Raw genomic sequence first — 17,107 nt, forward strand, 5'->3', positions numbered from 1 at the left:
AATATATTTCATTATCGAGGAAGTAAGTATGACAAAAAATAATAAAGGTGCTGTCGTTATAACTGGAGCATCCACAGGTCTCGGTCGAGCAACCGCGCTTTTACTAGATAAGCAAGGATATCGAGTTTTTGCGGGAGTCCGCACAGAACAAGATGGTGAATCTTTAAAGCAGGCTGCATCAGGAAATTTAACACCCATTATCATAGACATCACAAAAGCCCAAGAAATCAAATCAGCTTCAGAATTTGTCTCATTGTCACTCGGTAATGAAGGATTATTTGCATTAATTAATAATGCATATGCTGGGGTAGATGGGCCATTAGAATGTATTCCAATAGATGATATCAGATGGAATTTTGAAGTAAATGTTATCGGTCAAATTGCAGTCACACAAGCTTTTTTACCAATGCTCCGACAAGTGAAAGGTAGAATAATTAATATTAGTGCAATTTGTGGTAGATTCGCCATACCGTATAGAGGGCTTTTATCTACTTCCAAAATTGCAATTGAGGCAATTACAGATACTTTGCGAATTGAATTACGTTCCAGTGGAATTGAAGTACTATCCATATTACCAGGGGGAATAATTACCCCAGAACAGGCTGACAAAGTAGAAGCTGATTGCCAGAAAGTTTTAGGTAATATGTCAACTGAAATGAAAGCTATATATGGCAAAAATTTCAAAAGATGTATGGAAGATTCTGTAAAAGGAAATCGTAGTGGAGGTTTACCAGTTGAAAAAGTTGCAGCAGTAATATTGCAGGCTCTCCAAGCTCCGAAACCCAAAAGAGAATATTTTGTTGTGCAATCACCGTGGGAACTGAAGCTATATGCATTGTACAAAAGATTAGTACCGCATCAGTATTTTTATGACAATCTTTATAAAGATATATGAAAAACATGGAAATTAGTATTTTATCCCTATTTATTATTTATCAATAACATCCATAGCAGATTATAGTAAATATGCAAACTCAACATACTCATAAATTACTCACAGCAGACTGTCGTTTTTGTTCTTTAGTTTCTAAAGCTAATGCAGAAGATCCAATTGGTACAGCAGGTACTTGCGAACATTGGTTAATAATGGAAATTTCCCAACCTTGGCCGCAAGAAATGTTTGAGAAAAATCCCACTATTAGAGGGTTGATGAGTTTATTTGAGGAGTTAATTTTTAATCATGGGGTCAAATTAAAACCGATACTAATTGCTCCTGACCGCGAGTATTCTTATCCCGGCTTTACCCGTGTGTTGTACTACTATCGCCCTGCAAAGCTATTTTCTCAGTTTGAGAAACAAGAATTTATTGTTCCAGAAACCAAATCTGCTGCTTTAGTAACGGCAATATTCAAGCAGTTGCTGCAACAACCCAATGATTTATCAGAATTTCAGCAATATCAACAACAAACAAGTGACATTCGCGAACTCATGGTTTGTACCCATGCTCAAGTAGACCTTGCCTGTGGCAGATTTGGCAATCCTATATATCGACAATTACGTAAAGAATATGCTCCTGCTTCTAAGGGAAAGTTAAGAGTCTGGCAAACAGCTCATTTTGGTGGCCATCAGTTTGCTCCTACCCTAATTGATTTACCTCAAGGATGTTTGTGGGGACATTTAGAGGCAAATGTATTGGATTTACTGGTGCAGCGAAATGGTTCAGTTTCTGGTTTGCGTCAATACTACCGGGGATGGACTGGTTTAAGCAAATTTGAGCAAATTGTCGAGCGCGAAATTTGGATGCAGTCTGGCTGGAGTTGGTTAGATTATTTAAAAGCTGGCAGAGTCTTTGCTATGGAAGAAGTTACTGAAAAACAGGATGCTGATTGGGCAGAAGTTCGGATTGATTTTGTAGCTCCAAATGGCAGTGAATCAGGTGCCTATGAAGCCAGAATTGAAATCTGTGATGAGGTGATGAGTGCATTCGACTCAGCAAAAGAAATGGAGTTAGAAGCAGTGAAGCAGTATCGCGTTAACCGTTTAGTTAAGGTTGAGTAAACTGTAACGATTCAAAAATTAAAAAATGACTCTACAAAAACAATCTCAAATCACAAATGAAATCCTTCAAGGCGATCTGATAAAACTAATGTTCAAGTTATCTATTCCCAGCACTCTGGGGATACTGATGCTGAGTTTAAATACTTTTATTGATGCTTTATTTGCCGGCAGATTCATTGGTGAAACTGCTTTAGCTGGTATCTCACTCGCACTACCACTTACAAGTATAGTCAATGGATTTGGTCTCTTAGTTGGTGTAGGTTCCGCTTCTGTTCTCAGTCGAGCTATTGGTTCAGGAGATATTAAAACTCAGTCTAAAATATTTGGTAACCTCACAGTGATGAGTGTTGCAATATCCTTGTTTATTACAATTATTGGTTACGAATTTGGTGAAGAATTAATTGTATTTATGGGGGGAAGTGGTGAAGTTGCTTCTGAAGGCACAAAATATTTTAAAACTTATATTTTAGGTTCAGTTTTTTTGATAATAGCAGAAGCTTGTATCGAGGTCATAAAATCAGAAGGGGAAATTAGGTTAAGCACAATATTTAACTGGGTTTTCGTTATTGTTAACATTTTATTAAATTATATATTTACTAGTGTATTTCATTGGGCAACCCAAGGGATTGCTCTTGCTACAGTTGTGGCGATGGTTGTTTATAGTATTGTCAATTTAGCTTATTTTCTTAGTGGTAAAAGTTCTATTCCAGTTAATCCGAAAAAGCTAATGATCGCTATAGATTTACTACCCGCAATTTTATCAGTGGGAATATCAGCACTATTTTATCCAATTGTGATATTAGTCCAAGATTTTGTAATTTTTAATTTAATTTCTGATTATGGAACAAACAATGATATCGCTTTCTTTGGAGCAACATTAAAAGTATCTTCATTGGTCTTTATTCCTATCATTGGTTTTGCCAATGCCTTACAACCGATCATTGGGATGAATTATGGAGCAAAAAATTATTATCGTCTCAAAAAAGCATACTTAACTTTTGCAATTATTGGAACTATTTTATTAATATTAATTTGGCTGCCTTTACAAATATCTCCAAGAACATTTTTAAATTTAATTTTGCCCGACGCTATTTTTACAGAAGATGATGCACTAAATTTTAGAATTATCAACATACTAACACCAATATGGCCTTTAGCATACTTTAGTAATACTCTTTTTTTATCTATAGGAAAAGCTAAAGTTGTATTAGTAGTACTTTTTTTGAAAACTATAGTTTTCAACGTACCAATGATGCTATTCTTTTCAAAGATGATAGGATTAAAAGGTATATATTATGGAGCAATTTTTGCAGATTTATTATTTATGCTGATAGTTTTTTTATTGACATTTATAGAATTTAATAATTTAGAAATTCTGAATGCAAAGCATATTCGCCCAACAGGGCAAAAGTAGAGACGCGATTAATCGCGTCTTGATAAAATTCAAAAGTTAAAACAAAGACATAATTCATTAAATATCAAAAATGGAGAATTGTGATGATAACTTCCTCAGTTAAACACACACGGATATGGTTTATCACTGGTTGCTCAAGTGGTTTTGGTCGAGCATTAGCCCAAACAGTGCTTGAGCAAGGTGAGACCGTGGTGCTAACAGCACGGAATCCCCAGACAGTAGAAGATTTAGCAGCAAGATTTCCGAACCATACTTTAGTAGTACAACTTGATGTGACGAAACCTGAAGAGGTGAGGGAGGCAGTGAAACAGGCAATTGCCAACTTTGGGCGTATTGATGTACTCGTTAATAATGCCGGATGTAAAGTTGGAGGGGTAATTGAAGAAGTTAGTGATGAAGCAGTTCGCTACCAATTTGAAACAAACTTCTTTGGTGTCTTAGAGACGCTCCGAGCAGTATTACCTCACATGCGACAGCAACGCAGTGGGCATATCCTCAATATTTCATCGATAGCTTGCTTTATGGCAGAACCATCTGGTGGATTTTACGGCAGTAGTAAACTGGCATTAGAAGGAATTTCTGGTTCATTAGCTTATGAAGTTGCACCGTTTGGGATAAAAGTCACAGCAGTTGAACCTGGCGGACTTCGTACAGATTTTGTTACACGTTCTTTTGTTGTCAATGATAGTCAAATAGATGATTACAAACAATTGGTTAATGACAATCGTCTAGGGATGTTGCATTCTCATGGTCAACAACTAGGCGATCCTAAAAAAGCCGCTTTAGCAATAATTCAAGTGGTTGATAGTGACAACCCACCACACAGATTAGCCTTAGGAGTAGATGCAGTTGAGACTATCGACTATGCACTGGAGTTTATGAAAGGAGAATTGGATGCTTGGAAAGAAGTCTCTATGAATATTGCGTTTGACGAGGTTGTAGCTTCCAAAAGCTTGACGCCTGGGTGTTGACGTTCATATGCCTCCTGATTTACTGAGAACTTTTTTCCCTATGAAGAAGGAAAAATCTTCCCCCAGTTGCGCCTACTGGCAAAGGTTAACGATTGGCAGACATTGCTCTATTCGGAGATCACAACAGCTGTGCAGGCTGTAGTACAGCAAATTTTAAATTGCCTCTACCGAGGAATTACGAAGCGGATGTGTTTACGGACAAAGGTGCTGGAAATGATGATGTTGCAGTTAGCTCCGATTTTGGCAACTCAGAGTGGACTGCAACCATCTTCACGACTGAAAGCTCCAACCATTGCTTGCATTCATCACGCTAGAGAAATTTTGCTCTCATGCTTGGAGAACCCACCGTCATTGTTGGAATTGACTGCTCAGGCGGGGGTAAACTATCGCGCTCTCAGAGGATGTTTTAAAAGGGTCTTTTGCTGAATGGCACTAAGATAACGGTAAACCCAGTATTTATAAGGCTTCTGGGTGTTGGGTGTTGGGTGTGGGGTGTAGAGAATAAATTGGATATTGTTTTGTTTGGGACACTAAAATTTAATTGTCTTAAACCACTACACCCTACCCCCAACACCCTGCCCTGACGACGTTTTACCTTTTCTTAGTGACATTCGGTCTTTTGCTCTCATAGTTAGCACAGTAAAGTATCTCAGTACATAGTTAAACCTTTCAGACGCTGATTTCAGGAACTGTTTGATACAACAGTGTTTCGCTACCTAACTGATAAACGTATAGAGTTGATACTAAAGGCAAATATTAATGAATTCCAGACTGTACGCGCCATAGACTGGCGTAAATCCCATCCATCGCCAGTAACTCCTCGTGCTTACCTTGCTCAACAATTTGACCATAATCCATCACATATATGCAGTGACTGTGGCGAATTGTAGAAAGACGATGAGCGATCGCTATCGTAGTCCGATTTTGAGTAATCATCGCCAATGACTTCTGAATAGCTGCTTCCGTTTCATTATCCACCGCAGAGGTCGCCTCATCCAAAATCAATATTGGTGGGTCTTTGAGAATAGCACGGGCGATCGCAATTCGTTGTCTTTGACCACCAGAAAGTTTCTGGCCTCTTTCACCGACGATAGTATCGTACTGGAGGGGTAGTTGCAGGATAAATTCATGAGCCTGGGCTAATTTGGCAGCATGGATGATTTCTTCATTACTTGCATCAAAACTGCCATAAGCAATATTTTCCGCCACCGTACCGTGAAATAAAAATACATCCTGACTCACCCAACCGATACAGCGCCGCAGTTCTAAGAGTTGTAACTCTCGAATGTCGATGCCATCAACCAGGATTTGTCCGCTTTGGACTTCGTAAAAGCGTAGTAGTAGTTTGACTAAGGTACTTTTACCAGAACCCGTTGCCCCAACAATGCCAATATTTGCACCTGGGAGAATATGCAACGATAAATCTTGCAGTACCTTGGTGCGACCATTGTATGCAAAGGTGATGTTGTCAAGATGCACTTCACCGCGTACTGTTTTTAACGGTAAAGGATGCTTCCCAGTGGGAATAGCAATGGGAGTATCTAACAATCCCATAACTCGTCGCGTAGAAGCCATCGCCCGTTGATACTGATCCATGATGGAACTCAATGTTGCAAACGGCCACAGTAACTGCTGGACAATAAACACCATGAAACCGTAAGTTCCCACAGTTAACTGATTATTCGCCACTGCAACCCCACCAAAAAACAACGTGGCGATGAAACCGATTACAATCACTAATCGAATCGCTGGATAAAAAGCAGCAGAAAGAGCGATCGCTTGACGGTTACTGCGGCGATAGGCTTCACTTTCAGAAAGGACACGATCTCTCTCGTAGGCTTCAGCTGTAAAACTTTTAATTGTGGCAATCCCTGAGAGATTATTAGCTAAACGGCTATTGATAAATCCAGCTTTGTCGCGGACATCTGCATAACGGGGTGCGAGTCGTTTCTGGAATGCTAATGAACCCCAGAATATGAAGGGTGTGGGTAGGATTGTTAAAAGAGCGACATTGGGGGCTATGAGAAGAAATGAGCCGCCTACAGCTAAAATTGTGGTGATAAATTGCAGAATAGATGCAGCACCAGAATCGAGAAATCTTTCTAATTGATTGATATCATCGTTTAAAATTGACAGGAGTGTGCCCGTAGAGCTTTCTTCAAAGTAGCTCAGTTCTAGTTTTTGTAAATGGCTGTAGGCATCAAGGCGTAACTCATGTTGCATAGTTTGGGCAAGGTTACGCCACTGGCGATCGTAGATAAATTCAGATAGTGATTCTAAAGTCCAAATAAGTAAAGTTAATAATGATAGGATTGCCAGTTGTCCAATGATGTTGGTGATGCCAATTTGGACAATGATGGAATTTTCTTTTTCCACCACAATATCTACAGCGACACCTATTAAATATGATGGTGCGAGGTCGAAGACTTTATTGATGATGGTAAAGATTACAGCAGTCCACACTTGAGGGCGGTAGTTTTTAGCATAGTGTAATAAACGTAAGAGGGGATGGTTTTTGGTTAATGGAAAAGAGGTCATAGTAAATGCTCAATTTAGAGAAAATAATTAATCCGAATTACCTGGAGTTTCATTACTTACTACAGAAGGTATTTGGGCGAAAAGAGCAGATTGCAACAGTTCAGGAATCTGTTTCCAAACTACAGTTCCTTTAGCACTTTTGATATACAGTTGCATAAAATCTAGTAACGCGGCAGCACTTTCTCCAGGGGTGAGATTGACGAACAAATAGGTGGGTTTGTCTAAACTAGCAACGGATACAACACAGCCATTATTGCACGACCATAAGCATCCCACCGGGTGAATTTCTACTTCATTATTTAGGAATTTTTCAGCGCATAAAGTATTTAGTTGTTCAAGTAAAATAGTGCTATCAAAAGGGGGGTTCTCTGGTAGTTCTGCGGAGGAAGAATGGCAGGACTTGCAGACGAAAATCATGTTTTTAGGCATAGGTTCAAGGTGTATTGACTAGGTATTTAAATAAATCATCAATGACGGCATTCATTGCCAAAACATCAAAACCGTACCAATGGTCATAATCTACAAGATAAACTCGATTTTGTTGAACCACCTTCAGTTTTTGCCATAAAGGAGATTGTTCCAGCTTTTCTAAAGCCTTTTTACCAGTTTTCTCGGCATAGGAAAGGAATAAAACATCACCATCAATATCAGATAAACGCTCGTAGGAAATGTTATTTTTTGTAAAAAAATCTCCACTCTGTGTGGATGGGCGTTGTAGTCCAATATCATCTAGAACTACCCCAACGGGAGACTTTTTCCCATAGGTGTACACTGCTCCAAATCGTGGATCTACAGTAGCAACAGATACCTGAAGTTGATGGCGGCGATTCTCCTTTGGAGAAGCTACGCCAACGCCTAACGCTTGTTTAAGTTGTTCAATTCGCTGCCAATAATCATTAATTAACTGTTTACTCTCCTGTTCTTTATCGAGAATCTTGGCGATATCTTCTAAAGTTTTCTGCCAAGAAGCAGGTGGAGATGGATGATCTAATGCAACTGTGGGGGCAATATTGGTTAGCTGCGTGTAGATATTCTGCAACCGAGTATTTGACAAAATTAAATCGGGTTTCAGTAGCAGAAGCCTTTCTAGATTTGGCTCAAATCCAATATTTTCAATTCCATCTGCTTTGTCTCCCAGATGTTTCGGGAAAGGTTCACCTGGAATCCATGCGGATGCAATGGGTTTGATACCCAATGCTAAAGCACTACTGAATGTACCTCCCCACAGAGTCACAACTCGCTGAGGATTCTGAGGAATGCATGTTTCACCCATTGCATGTTGCACAACTCGGCAATTTTCTGTTAACTGTTTTGAGTTTGTAACATTCTGGTTAATATTGCTGCTACAAGAAGCAACAATGAAAAGACTAAAGATTCCCAGGAGAAACAAACAGACAATTCGCCGCAGCATCACGATTGCTGTTGATTTCCCTCTCACAATTCCCATGAAATCGTCCCTACTCAAGTATCCCAATAGATTCAGTCAAAACCACAGTCGCACACTACTAGACAAACACCAACGCTTCATCACAACTCCTGATACAATAACTTCTTGTAGAATTTGACTGAATTAATCAGCTTTGCAGTAATATCCCCAACCCCTCTTCCTGGTAAGGGAAGATGCGCGATCGCGTCGGTGGGGTGCTTCAAGAGTTTTAGGTGTTAGACCAGAACTGGGTTACTGCAAATAGTTGCTAATTCAATCAAGCTGATTATAGAGAATTAGTGGCAACTAAGTCTATACCAAAAACCGCATCATCTGCCTGAAACCGACTTTCTAGCAAATAAACATCCACTCGGCGTGATACCAGGATGATATTTTAAGATTAATGATAGTAATTATCAATAATTTTACTATGAAGTGGAAGGATAAAATTGAGATATAAATCAAGTATCAGAATCCTAACCCTACTCTTTGCACTTATGTGTACACGGTAGTGGGCTGAATTAGGTTTTATTTTTTCGATTTTGAATTAGTAAATAAACAAAATATGGGGCACCAATCACAGCAGTAACAATCCCGCAAGGAATTTCGATAGGGGCAAAAAGAATTCTGCCAATAAAATCAGATAAAACCACAATCATTGCTCCTGTCATTCCCGCCACTGGAATCAAACCTTGATGGTTGCTACCTACTAACTGACGGGCAATATGGGGAGCAATTAATCCCACAAATCCAATTGTTCCCGCAGTTGCTACTGCTGTACCGGAAAGCGCTGCACTAATTAATAATAAGAAACTGCGCTGCCATTCAACTCTACGCCCTAAACCTTTGGCGATATCATCTCCTAAATTTAAAGCATTTAATTCTGGTGCTTTAATTAATGCCAAAGGCACAAATATAACTAGCCAAGGTAAAAAAGCAAAAACCTGTTCCCAAGTCCTACCGTAAACGCTACCAGCTAACCAGACTAAAGCCTGACTAACATCATCAATTTGACCAAATGTCACCATTAAACTAGTAAAAGCACCCGCGACAGCAGAAATTCCCACACCAATTAAAATTAAGCGAACGGGATGGAGTCCCCTATCCCAAGCTAAGAAGTAAATTAATAAAGATGCAATGAATGCACCAACAAAGGCTGATAAAGGTAAAAATCCTGCTGGAACATTTGGTAATAATACAATTACACTCACAGCCGCAAGGCTCGCACCAGAATTAATCCCAATAATTCCTGGATCAGCTAAAGAATTTCGAGTTAAACTTTGCATAATTGTGCCAGAAATTGCTAAAGCCATCCCTACTAAACAAGCAGTTAAAATTCTTGGCAAACGTAGAGTATTAATCACAAAAGCATAATCTGGATTTCCTGTATCTATTCCCAGTACAGTTTTAATTACGATTAGCGGTGGTGTTGGGTATTCTCCTACAGAAGTGTTAATGACCATCGCTAGTAATGTGATAATTGTCAGGATAAATAATATCTTCGGAACTTGATTTTGCAGACGAAATGAGAATCCTAATTTTGTAGAACGGAAAATCAGTGAACTGTTCTTCATTTTTTCACCTGAGATTTCGCTAAATAAACGAAGAAGGGCGCACCAACTAAAGCTGTCATAATTCCCACAGGTATTTCTTGCGGTCGAATTAATAATCGCCCTAAAATATCGGCAACTAAAAGTAATATTGCCCCAAAAATTGCACTGTAAGGCAAAATCCAACGGTAATCGACCCCAACGGCAAATCTAACTATATGGGGAATAACTAAACCAATGAATCCAATTGAACCCGCAGCCGCAACGGAACTGCCTTCTAAGAGTAAAACACTGACAGCCGCGGCAATTTTTATCCATAAAGTTTGTTGACCTAAACCTTTAGCAATATCTTCTCCCAGGCTTAAAATGGTGATTTGTCTTGCTAAACCAAATGCCAAGATTGTGCCAATACAAATGTAAGGCAAGACTTGTAAAATAATGCCTTCATCAATACCCGCCAAGGAACCAGCCAACCAAAAGCGAATTTCTTCCAAAGTTCGCTGGCTGACTATTAAAATTCCCGTTGTAAGTGAAGCGAGTAAGCTACTAATAGCTGCACCTGCAATTGTCAAATTTAAGGGAGTTATTCCGCTACGGCCAAGAGAAGCAAAAACATAGACAGTGACAACGGTGACACCTGCACCAATAAACGCAAACCAAATATAAACATTTGGAGCAGATGTGCCAAAGATAAAAATACTAATGACTACAGCAAAAGCTGCACCTGCATTCACCCCCAAAATCCCAGGATCGGCTAATGGGTTACGAGTCACACCCTGCATAATTGCACCAGCAGTAGACATTGCTGCACCCACCAATATTGCCAAAAGCGATCGCGGTAAGCGAATAGTTTGAATAATCAAATGTTCTCTGGAACCGTCAAACTGAATAAAGGCAGTGAGTATCTGATGCAGAGGAATATCTGCTGCACCAAATGAAACGCTGAAAATTAGACAACCCAGCAGAATTAGCAATCCCACAATTAAACCCGCAATGGGAAATGTTAGGGATGACAACAATCCTCTGGTCGATGAGGGCACTGATCTACTCATTGTTCAAATTACTGGCTTCAAGCAGTGTAATTGTTGCTTGTGAAGATAAGCCAACACAAGCTGCTAGTTCTTCTAATGCCAAGCGATCGCGTGCGTTTGTATTTAGCATTTCCGTTGCCGCTGCAACATAGTCAGGATTTGCCATTTGGCTAACTCGATGGGGTAAAGTTACTTGGGATTTCACGCTACCAATCAGCTCAGTTTTTGCTCCTACAAGGGCAAGCTGTTGCATTCGATAAGCGGCGATTTTTGTAGCTTGACGGGCTTGTAAGTAAGCAAGATAGTATTGTACAACTGCTACCCGTTTTTGCTGTTTAACTTCATGCCAACGAGCTTTTCTCATCGGTAATTGCTGAATGATGTTCAAAAGTTTAATCGGGTCAATTGTCATTGCGATCGCAAAACTACGTTGACTTTCGGATGTTACATCGGGCAAGTTGTAGTTGGTGTTGGTTTGAGATGGTGAAAATTCAACACTCAAAACATCGGTGAAAGCACTCCATCCCATTGCAGCTTTTGCCTCCTGTACCTGCGAAGACTGACGTTGGGCGATCGCAACTAACTGCTCAATGATTTTCAGATCGCGATCACTAATCTCAGTCTGAAGAATTTGTGGTTGGTAATTATTTAGTTGTTTGTTTTCTGACAACGCTGGCAAAGGCAGATTAATAAGTGCGATCGCCAGGGCAATTTTCCAACTGTAAAGACAGACAATTGATCCATAACTCATAGCTGTCAAAAAGTTTTGCGTTCCTCCAAATGTGCTAATACTTCTGTACGAGTTCGCCAAACAGGACGCAGTTCCTTGCGAGTAAACAGTGGTAGTTGGTCGGTAATGTGGGGCGAACCGGTTTGAGTGGCGTTACCGTAGCTGATGAGAGCCATTGCTTTTACTGGTTGCGAAAACTCAATGGCCGCAACATAACTATCACCAGCGACGGCTTGAAAGCGTTCATCCTTAGCTGGAGCAAAATTGAGGACGCGGAATATTCCTAGATCCCCATCGCCACCATTGGCAGGTAAATCTAAGTTTCCGCTACCCACTCGGAAGACTTCACCCCAAGCAACATCTAGTTTTCCATAAGCTTTTTCAACTTTCGCAGCAGCTATTTGCAGCGCTTTTGCAGCACTTTCTGGGTCTTTTAAACCATTGGGTGTGGTATTCCACGAGTTCTCACTCCAAGGAATACTGAAGGTTTGGTTTTTATCCATTTCTTGCCACCAAAAAGAAAACAATACCGCGCCTCGACTATCAGCATCAGCATTGCGATTCCAAGCAGCTAAAATATCAGCAGCACGACGAGTTAATTGATCGCCATATTTTTGAGCCGCGGGAATTAAATCATCGAGGATGCGTTCTGCAAGTTCCATTTTGGTGGAATGTTTGTACTTAATCATTTCCGCAAAAGAAATTTTTGGATCTTCAGCCAGCATTTTTGCAGAACTTTGGGCGCGGAAATCCATTTCTCCTCGTGGAGCCATATAAGCAGGATAATCATCTGCTTTGATGACAGTGGGGAAAGTCGTTGTCCAAGGTGCATCATTAGCATTTTGCAACCAACCGCTAGGCGGGTCAATTACACGCGGTAAATCTTTGTATGGGTGCATTTTTGTCCACAAAGTCTTAGATGTGTCGCCAGGAATTAAACCTTGCCAGTATTGAAAGTCTCCCTGTTGACGAATTGGCACCAGACCGTTGAATAAGTGCATGATATGTCCTTCTCGGTCTGCATACATGACGGTAAACATCGGTAGTTGCAAGCGTTTCAATACCTTTTGAAATTGGCTTAAGTTTTGGGAACGCGCCATATCCCACCACTGTTCCAACACACGGGGACGATCTGCACCGACAACCCGCAGCGCCACAGCAAACCCATCTTTTTCTTGAACGACTGCACCGTGGACAGAACTTTTGACTAATAATGGTTGTTCGACAAACGAGCCATTTTTTTGCTTGACTTTTAACAAAAACTTTGATGTTGTAAAAGGACGGACTTTGTTATCGAGAAGATAACCATCATCAGCCAATTTCAACTTGTATACATCCCAACCATCGTGAGTGTTGACGGTATGAGTCCAACCCAAATAATCGTTAAAAGCGATTGTTAAAACCGGAATTCCCACCAGCGCTGCGCCAGAAGCATTCATTCCTGGGGCAGTAATTTGTGCTTCGTACCAGACAAATAAATCCGACCATAACAAGTGGGGATTTGCCAGCAACATCGCCTTGCCACTGGCAGAATGTTTAGGTGCGATCGCCCAACCGTTAGAACCAGCTTCCGATTGAGTATGAGTAATACCTGTTACCTGTTCTTGGCTGACGACAAAAGTAAAATACAGCACTCTTTGCAAATGCGCCAACACATCCTCTGGCTTGACAGGTAATACTATTTTTACTTGATCGTCAATTAAATCAGGATGGGCTTTGGCATAAGTATTTATTCCATTGGCAAAGGCATTTATATAACTACGAAAAGTTGGACTTTGTGCCCGATACCAAGAATTAGCACGATCGGGTACTCCCATCGTCAGTACCCATTTATCAGATTCTAAATACTCTTCTCCCCAGTATTCGGCTGCTTTTCCCCTAGCTTGACCATAGAGGCGCAACAGCAAGTTAGCGTGACTCTGCATTTGTGCCCAACCAAATGCCTGGAAAGCGCTTGGAGCATCTTTACCAGATATATGCGGTATGCCGTAAGTATCCCATAATATTTCTGTCGTATTCGGTGCAGTCGCAAAACTGTTATTTGCCAAAACTACAACTAAAATGGCACTAAGGATAAAAGCTAAAAATCTAGAGAATTTTTTTTTCAGTATTGGCTGATTAAATTGCCACAAATACATCCCAATATTCAACATGATGGTTCGATTAAATTAATTTGACTGGAAAAATTTAGTGACTTTCGTCTATACTCTGTAACAAACGGACATTAAATCCAAACACACCCACTAGCAACATACGTAAAGAACATAGAACGTATAACAGTGGCATCCCAGCAGCTTTGTCTATGCCAAACTTATTACCAAAAAGCCATGCTAGCTAACCATCTGGTTTCATTGCTGGTTCAAAAACTTGATGAACTTCTTTAAATGGTGGTTGTAAGATGTGTATTAAAAGCACAGTAGTAATTGCACAAGTAAAAATCAGGATATCAATCAGCGAAATTCCCACCAAGCCGATTACATGGTATGAGTAGCCAGCAAAAGCTGGCGCTATAATTTTTGCACCATAAGTTGATAAAAATTCCATACTACTAGTGCGGGAATAATGCTTTTGAAGTAGCATCAAGCCCACAGATGCCGAATAGGCCAGCGATTGCATATTATCAATAATGCTTGACACTAATTCTAGAAATCCTTAAAAGCTATCTGCGACTAATTTGCATCTAACTCTAGTGCTATTAGGAGACATTATCATAAAGGGTACGCCTGAGCAAGCATTTATCAAAACTTCTGAATTTTATAAATCTGACTAACGTTGTGCGATAAATCCTTATATATAAGTCTTTTTAAGGCATCAATTTAGAATAAAGTCAGTTTTGTCATCTATCTTGTGATAGATTTTTTAGAGGTTATTTTTTGAGTAAAAGATAATAATATTTTTAATTAAAAATTACTTGCTATCTTAGCTAAGTTGATTTAAAGTCATAAGATTAATTGCAAATTAGTAGCAATACTATACTATTGCTCGATTATAAAAGCACAAGCAGCGACTCGAAATTATTGAGAGTTAGATCAATATAGTAGAGCGATCGCATCTCAACTCCAAATTTTAGAATTCACTGGAGAGCATGAGATGAACATTGAAGCACTTAAATACCAGTAAAATAATTTACTTTCTCAGCACGTTGGTAACAAAATAACCAATTTTTAATTGCTAGAAGCCTTAATTTTTAAAGCTCTCTAGGGAATGAAACACCCCTGCCCTTAAAAAGGGGGGAACTGGAATTAAAGTCCCCCGATAAATTGGGGGATTTAGGGGGATGTAAAACTTTTTGTTACCGAGAAGAGAACTTTTCAAACAACCCCTTATTATTAGATTAACCTACGGCTTCTTTAGACGTAAACATCGGCAACAGCGATCGCTACTACAACAAAAACAATGGCGACTAGAGCCAATTTCCAGATGTAGTAATCAGAAAAATTGTGGTTTAAAGAATCAAATGTCCGCAAAAGTATTGCTGGAATGCTTATTATTCCGTTGTGCAGGAACTAGAGCGATCGCTCAAATGGCAGTTGCAAAGTTAATTGCATTCAAATATTCTCAAACTCCTTTAAATGTTAAGTTCTGACTTAGGGACACTTGATGTAAAAACAATCACATTATTCTTTAAGTCACACAGCGATTTGTAACTGTAAATCTAGTTTGCTTTCCCCTATATGCCACGGAGGAACAGGAACAGGGATAGGTATAGGTATAGGCACTATTGGCTCTACTGTAGACAGATTAATGTCCAACTTCACGTCCACCTTAAGCACTAGTTGAGACTTACTTACACTTAGTGTTTCTACTAGACTTTTTTCAGGGGCTAGTTGTTGAGGCTTACTTATAATTAGTGTTCCTCCTAGAATTTTTCCAGCCTCCACAGATGTGATGTCCTGTTCAACAATTGATTCAATATAGTCTAAATCCAGGATTTTCATTTTTAAGGAATAATGCATAGTAATCACCCAATTGATTGTTTTTCCTTAGAGGTAAAATTACCTCTATTTAATAACCCAAGTTGCAGCATAAATTTTTCTGCAAATTGTGCCATTTCTTTACAAAAATTTATAATTTTTGCGGTTTAAACTGCACACAAAGATCCGATCATTTCTGTTATTCAGGGAAATTCATCAAATGACTGAAAACTTAGGCGGTTCGTGCTGGCTTTTAAGGTTAATGATTTCTTTAGCTCTTAGCGGCACATATTTCAATACTGGAGATTGCACCTTTGCTCAAATTACGCCTGATGGCACTTTACCGAATAATTCCACTGTCCAATTAGAGGGGAATACTAGAATTATTGAAGGAGGAACTCAAGCTGGAAGTAATCTTTTCCATAGTTTTGAGCAGTTTTCTGTACCAGGTGGCACTCAGGCTAACTTCAACAACACTTTAGATATTCAAAATATCATCAGCCGTGTTACAGGTGGTTCTGTTTCTCTAATTGAGGGTGTGATTAAAGCCAATGGCTCTGCTAATTTGTTTTTTTTCAATCCCAATGGCATTATTTTTGGTCCTAATGCTCAATTGGATATCAAAGGTTCTTTGATCGCAACTACAGCAAACGGCATTAAATTTGCAGATGGCGCTCTGTTTAGCGCATTTCCTCTCCAAAGCACACCTCTACTAACAGTAAATGTTCCCATTGGCTTGCAATTTGAAGGAACAGCAGGAAGTATTCGTGTAGAAGGATCTGACCTAAAAGTACAACCTGGTAAAACTTTAGCACTCGTGGGCGGTCAGGTGACGTTGCAGGGAGGTGAACGAGCAGCTTTAGAACCACGACAACCAAATTTGGCAGTTCCAGGAGGACGGATTGAGCTAGGTAGTGTGGCTGGTGTTGGAGAAGTGAGCTTGAACCAGCAAGACAATGATTGGGTATTGGGGTACGCCTCTGTAAATAATTTTGGCGATATTGGATTGGAAGATAGAGTGTATGTTGATGTTAGCGGTGCTGGGGGTGGTGATGTTCAGATTCAGAGCAATAATTTGGCTTTAACTCAAGGCTCATTGATTTATGCCGACACAAAAGGTACAGAAGCTGGTGGAGAGGTGCTTGTCCACACAAAAAAGACGGTGACTGTCACTGAAGGTTCACAGATTACAGCCGATGTTGATCCTCCAGAAGCAATAGGAACCGGAGGAAATGTGACGATTCAAACCGGACAGTTAAGTATTCAGGGGGATAGGTCAAGGATAAGGGCTGGCACCTTGGGCAAGGGACAGGGGGGAAATTTGACTGTAACCGCCACTGATTCCGTGGAACTAACAGGAATAACAAATAGCGGTTTGTTTACTGAAAGTCAAGGTGCTGGAAATGCTGGAAACTTGACAATTACTACTCGAAGGTTAAGTTCTCAGAATGGAGCGCGAGTATCAACTTCTACTTCAGGTAAGGGACAGGGGGGAAATTTGACTGTAACCGCCACTGATTCCGTGGAACTAACAG

At 39.9% G+C, this 17,107-nt stretch carries 16 protein-coding genes; 7 read left to right on the forward strand and 9 right to left on the reverse strand.

Annotation, left to right across the window (positions count from 1 at the left end; translation table 11 throughout):
• The first annotated feature begins 28 nt into the window (after positions 1-28).
• From RMY27_RS01995 to RMY27_RS02015, 5 genes are all read left to right on the forward strand, one after another.
• On the forward strand, positions 29-895 hold the full coding sequence (locus RMY27_RS01995) for an SDR family NAD(P)-dependent oxidoreductase (protein WP_322660005.1): 867 nt from the start codon (positions 29-31) through the stop codon (positions 893-895).
• A gap of 71 nt (positions 896-966) precedes the next feature.
• Positions 967-1,998: a sucrase ferredoxin gene (locus RMY27_RS02000; protein ID WP_322660007.1), complete on the forward strand. Its 1,032-nt coding sequence runs from the start codon at positions 967-969 to the stop codon at positions 1,996-1,998.
• A 25-nt stretch (positions 1,999-2,023) separates the two neighbouring features.
• Positions 2,024-3,412: an MATE family efflux transporter gene (locus RMY27_RS02005; protein ID WP_322660009.1), complete on the forward strand. Its 1,389-nt coding sequence runs from the start codon at positions 2,024-2,026 to the stop codon at positions 3,410-3,412.
• 83 nt (positions 3,413-3,495) lie between these two features.
• Positions 3,496-4,383, forward strand: a complete 888-nt coding sequence (locus tag RMY27_RS02010) for an oxidoreductase (protein ID WP_322660011.1) — start codon at positions 3,496-3,498, stop codon at positions 4,381-4,383.
• A gap of 129 nt (positions 4,384-4,512) precedes the next feature.
• Entirely contained in the window at positions 4,513-4,809 is a 297-nt protein-coding gene (locus tag RMY27_RS02015; RefSeq protein WP_322660013.1) for a hypothetical protein, read from the forward strand.
• A 330-nt stretch (positions 4,810-5,139) separates the two neighbouring features.
• Here RMY27_RS02015 and RMY27_RS02020 read toward each other — a convergent pair whose 3' ends face one another.
• From RMY27_RS02020 to RMY27_RS02055, 8 genes are all read right to left on the reverse strand, one after another.
• Positions 5,140-6,921 carry an ABC transporter ATP-binding protein gene (locus tag RMY27_RS02020; protein ID WP_322660015.1) on the reverse strand — a complete coding sequence of 594 codons (1,782 nt, stop codon included), beginning with the start codon at positions 6,919-6,921 and terminating at the stop codon, positions 5,140-5,142.
• A gap of 27 nt (positions 6,922-6,948) precedes the next feature.
• Positions 6,949-7,350, reverse strand: a complete 402-nt coding sequence (locus tag RMY27_RS02025) for a DUF1636 family protein (RefSeq protein ID WP_322660017.1) — start codon at positions 7,348-7,350, stop codon at positions 6,949-6,951.
• Positions 7,351-7,354: 4 nt separating this feature from the next.
• Positions 7,355-8,368 (reverse strand): iron-siderophore ABC transporter substrate-binding protein, encoded by a 1,014-nt coding sequence (locus tag RMY27_RS02030; RefSeq protein WP_322660019.1) that lies wholly within the window; start codon positions 8,366-8,368, stop codon positions 7,355-7,357.
• Between the two features lie 500 nt (positions 8,369-8,868).
• Positions 8,869-9,921, reverse strand: a complete 1,053-nt coding sequence (locus RMY27_RS02035) for an iron ABC transporter permease (RefSeq protein WP_322660021.1) — start codon at positions 9,919-9,921, stop codon at positions 8,869-8,871.
• The gene (locus RMY27_RS02040; RefSeq protein ID WP_322660023.1) at positions 9,918-10,949 is read right to left on the reverse strand and encodes an iron ABC transporter permease; all 1,032 of its coding nucleotides are present in this window, start codon (positions 10,947-10,949) and stop codon (positions 9,918-9,920) included. The genes RMY27_RS02035 and RMY27_RS02040 overlap by 4 nt, the downstream gene beginning before the upstream one ends.
• Positions 10,942-11,679 carry a hypothetical protein gene (locus RMY27_RS02045; RefSeq protein WP_322660025.1) on the reverse strand — a complete coding sequence of 246 codons (738 nt, stop codon included), beginning with the start codon at positions 11,677-11,679 and terminating at the stop codon, positions 10,942-10,944. Before RMY27_RS02045 ends, RMY27_RS02040 begins: the two co-directional genes overlap by 8 nt.
• A gap of 5 nt (positions 11,680-11,684) precedes the next feature.
• Positions 11,685-13,796, reverse strand: a complete 2,112-nt coding sequence (locus tag RMY27_RS02050; protein ID WP_416212304.1) for an acylase — start codon at positions 13,794-13,796, stop codon at positions 11,685-11,687.
• A gap of 196 nt (positions 13,797-13,992) precedes the next feature.
• Positions 13,993-14,295 carry a hypothetical protein gene (locus RMY27_RS02055; RefSeq protein ID WP_322660029.1) on the reverse strand — a complete coding sequence of 101 codons (303 nt, stop codon included), beginning with the start codon at positions 14,293-14,295 and terminating at the stop codon, positions 13,993-13,995.
• Positions 14,296-14,947: 652 nt separating this feature from the next.
• Between RMY27_RS02055 and RMY27_RS02060 the strand changes: the two genes are divergently transcribed.
• Entirely contained in the window at positions 14,948-15,244 is a 297-nt protein-coding gene (locus tag RMY27_RS02060) for a hypothetical protein (RefSeq protein ID WP_322660031.1), read from the forward strand.
• Between the two features lie 43 nt (positions 15,245-15,287).
• Here RMY27_RS02060 and RMY27_RS02065 read toward each other — a convergent pair whose 3' ends face one another.
• A complete protein-coding gene (locus RMY27_RS02065) occupies positions 15,288-15,614 on the reverse strand; it encodes a hypothetical protein (protein WP_322660033.1) in 327 nt (108 codons plus the stop codon).
• 178 nt (positions 15,615-15,792) lie between these two features.
• On the opposite strand from RMY27_RS02065, the gene RMY27_RS02070 reads away from it, so the two are divergent.
• A partial coding sequence (locus RMY27_RS02070; RefSeq protein ID WP_322660035.1) for a filamentous hemagglutinin N-terminal domain-containing protein occupies positions 15,793-17,107 on the forward strand: 1,315 nt, incomplete at its 3' end.

Origin of the sequence: Nostoc sp. DedQUE09, assembly GCF_034530915.1 — a bacterium.
GTDB lineage: Bacteria > Cyanobacteriota > Cyanobacteriia > Cyanobacteriales > Nostocaceae > Nostoc.

Bases quoted from the DNA above. Each gene is read 5' to 3' on its own strand.
- RMY27_RS01995 (WP_322660005.1), top strand. From the start codon at position 29: ATGACAAAAAATAATAAAGGTGCTGTCGTTATAACTGGAGCATCCACA.
- RMY27_RS02000 (WP_322660007.1), top strand. From the start codon at position 967: ATGCAAACTCAACATACTCATAAATTACTCACAGCAGACTGTCGTTTT.
- RMY27_RS02005 (WP_322660009.1), top strand. From the start codon at position 2,024: ATGACTCTACAAAAACAATCTCAAATCACAAATGAAATCCTTCAAGGC.
- RMY27_RS02010 (WP_322660011.1), top strand. From the start codon at position 3,496: ATGATAACTTCCTCAGTTAAACACACACGGATATGGTTTATCACTGGT.
- RMY27_RS02020 (WP_322660015.1), bottom strand. From the start codon at position 6,921: ATGACCTCTTTTCCATTAACCAAAAACCATCCCCTCTTACGTTTATTA.
- RMY27_RS02025 (WP_322660017.1), bottom strand. From the start codon at position 7,350: ATGCCTAAAAACATGATTTTCGTCTGCAAGTCCTGCCATTCTTCCTCC.
- RMY27_RS02030 (WP_322660019.1), bottom strand. From the start codon at position 8,368: ATGGGAATTGTGAGAGGGAAATCAACAGCAATCGTGATGCTGCGGCGA.
- RMY27_RS02035 (WP_322660021.1), bottom strand. From the start codon at position 9,921: ATGAAGAACAGTTCACTGATTTTCCGTTCTACAAAATTAGGATTCTCA.
- RMY27_RS02040 (WP_322660023.1), bottom strand. From the start codon at position 10,949: ATGAGTAGATCAGTGCCCTCATCGACCAGAGGATTGTTGTCATCCCTA.
- RMY27_RS02045 (WP_322660025.1), bottom strand. From the start codon at position 11,679: ATGAGTTATGGATCAATTGTCTGTCTTTACAGTTGGAAAATTGCCCTG.
- RMY27_RS02050 (WP_416212304.1), bottom strand. From the start codon at position 13,796: ATGTATTTGTGGCAATTTAATCAGCCAATACTGAAAAAAAAATTCTCT.
- RMY27_RS02065 (WP_322660033.1), bottom strand. From the start codon at position 15,614: ATGCATTATTCCTTAAAAATGAAAATCCTGGATTTAGACTATATTGAA.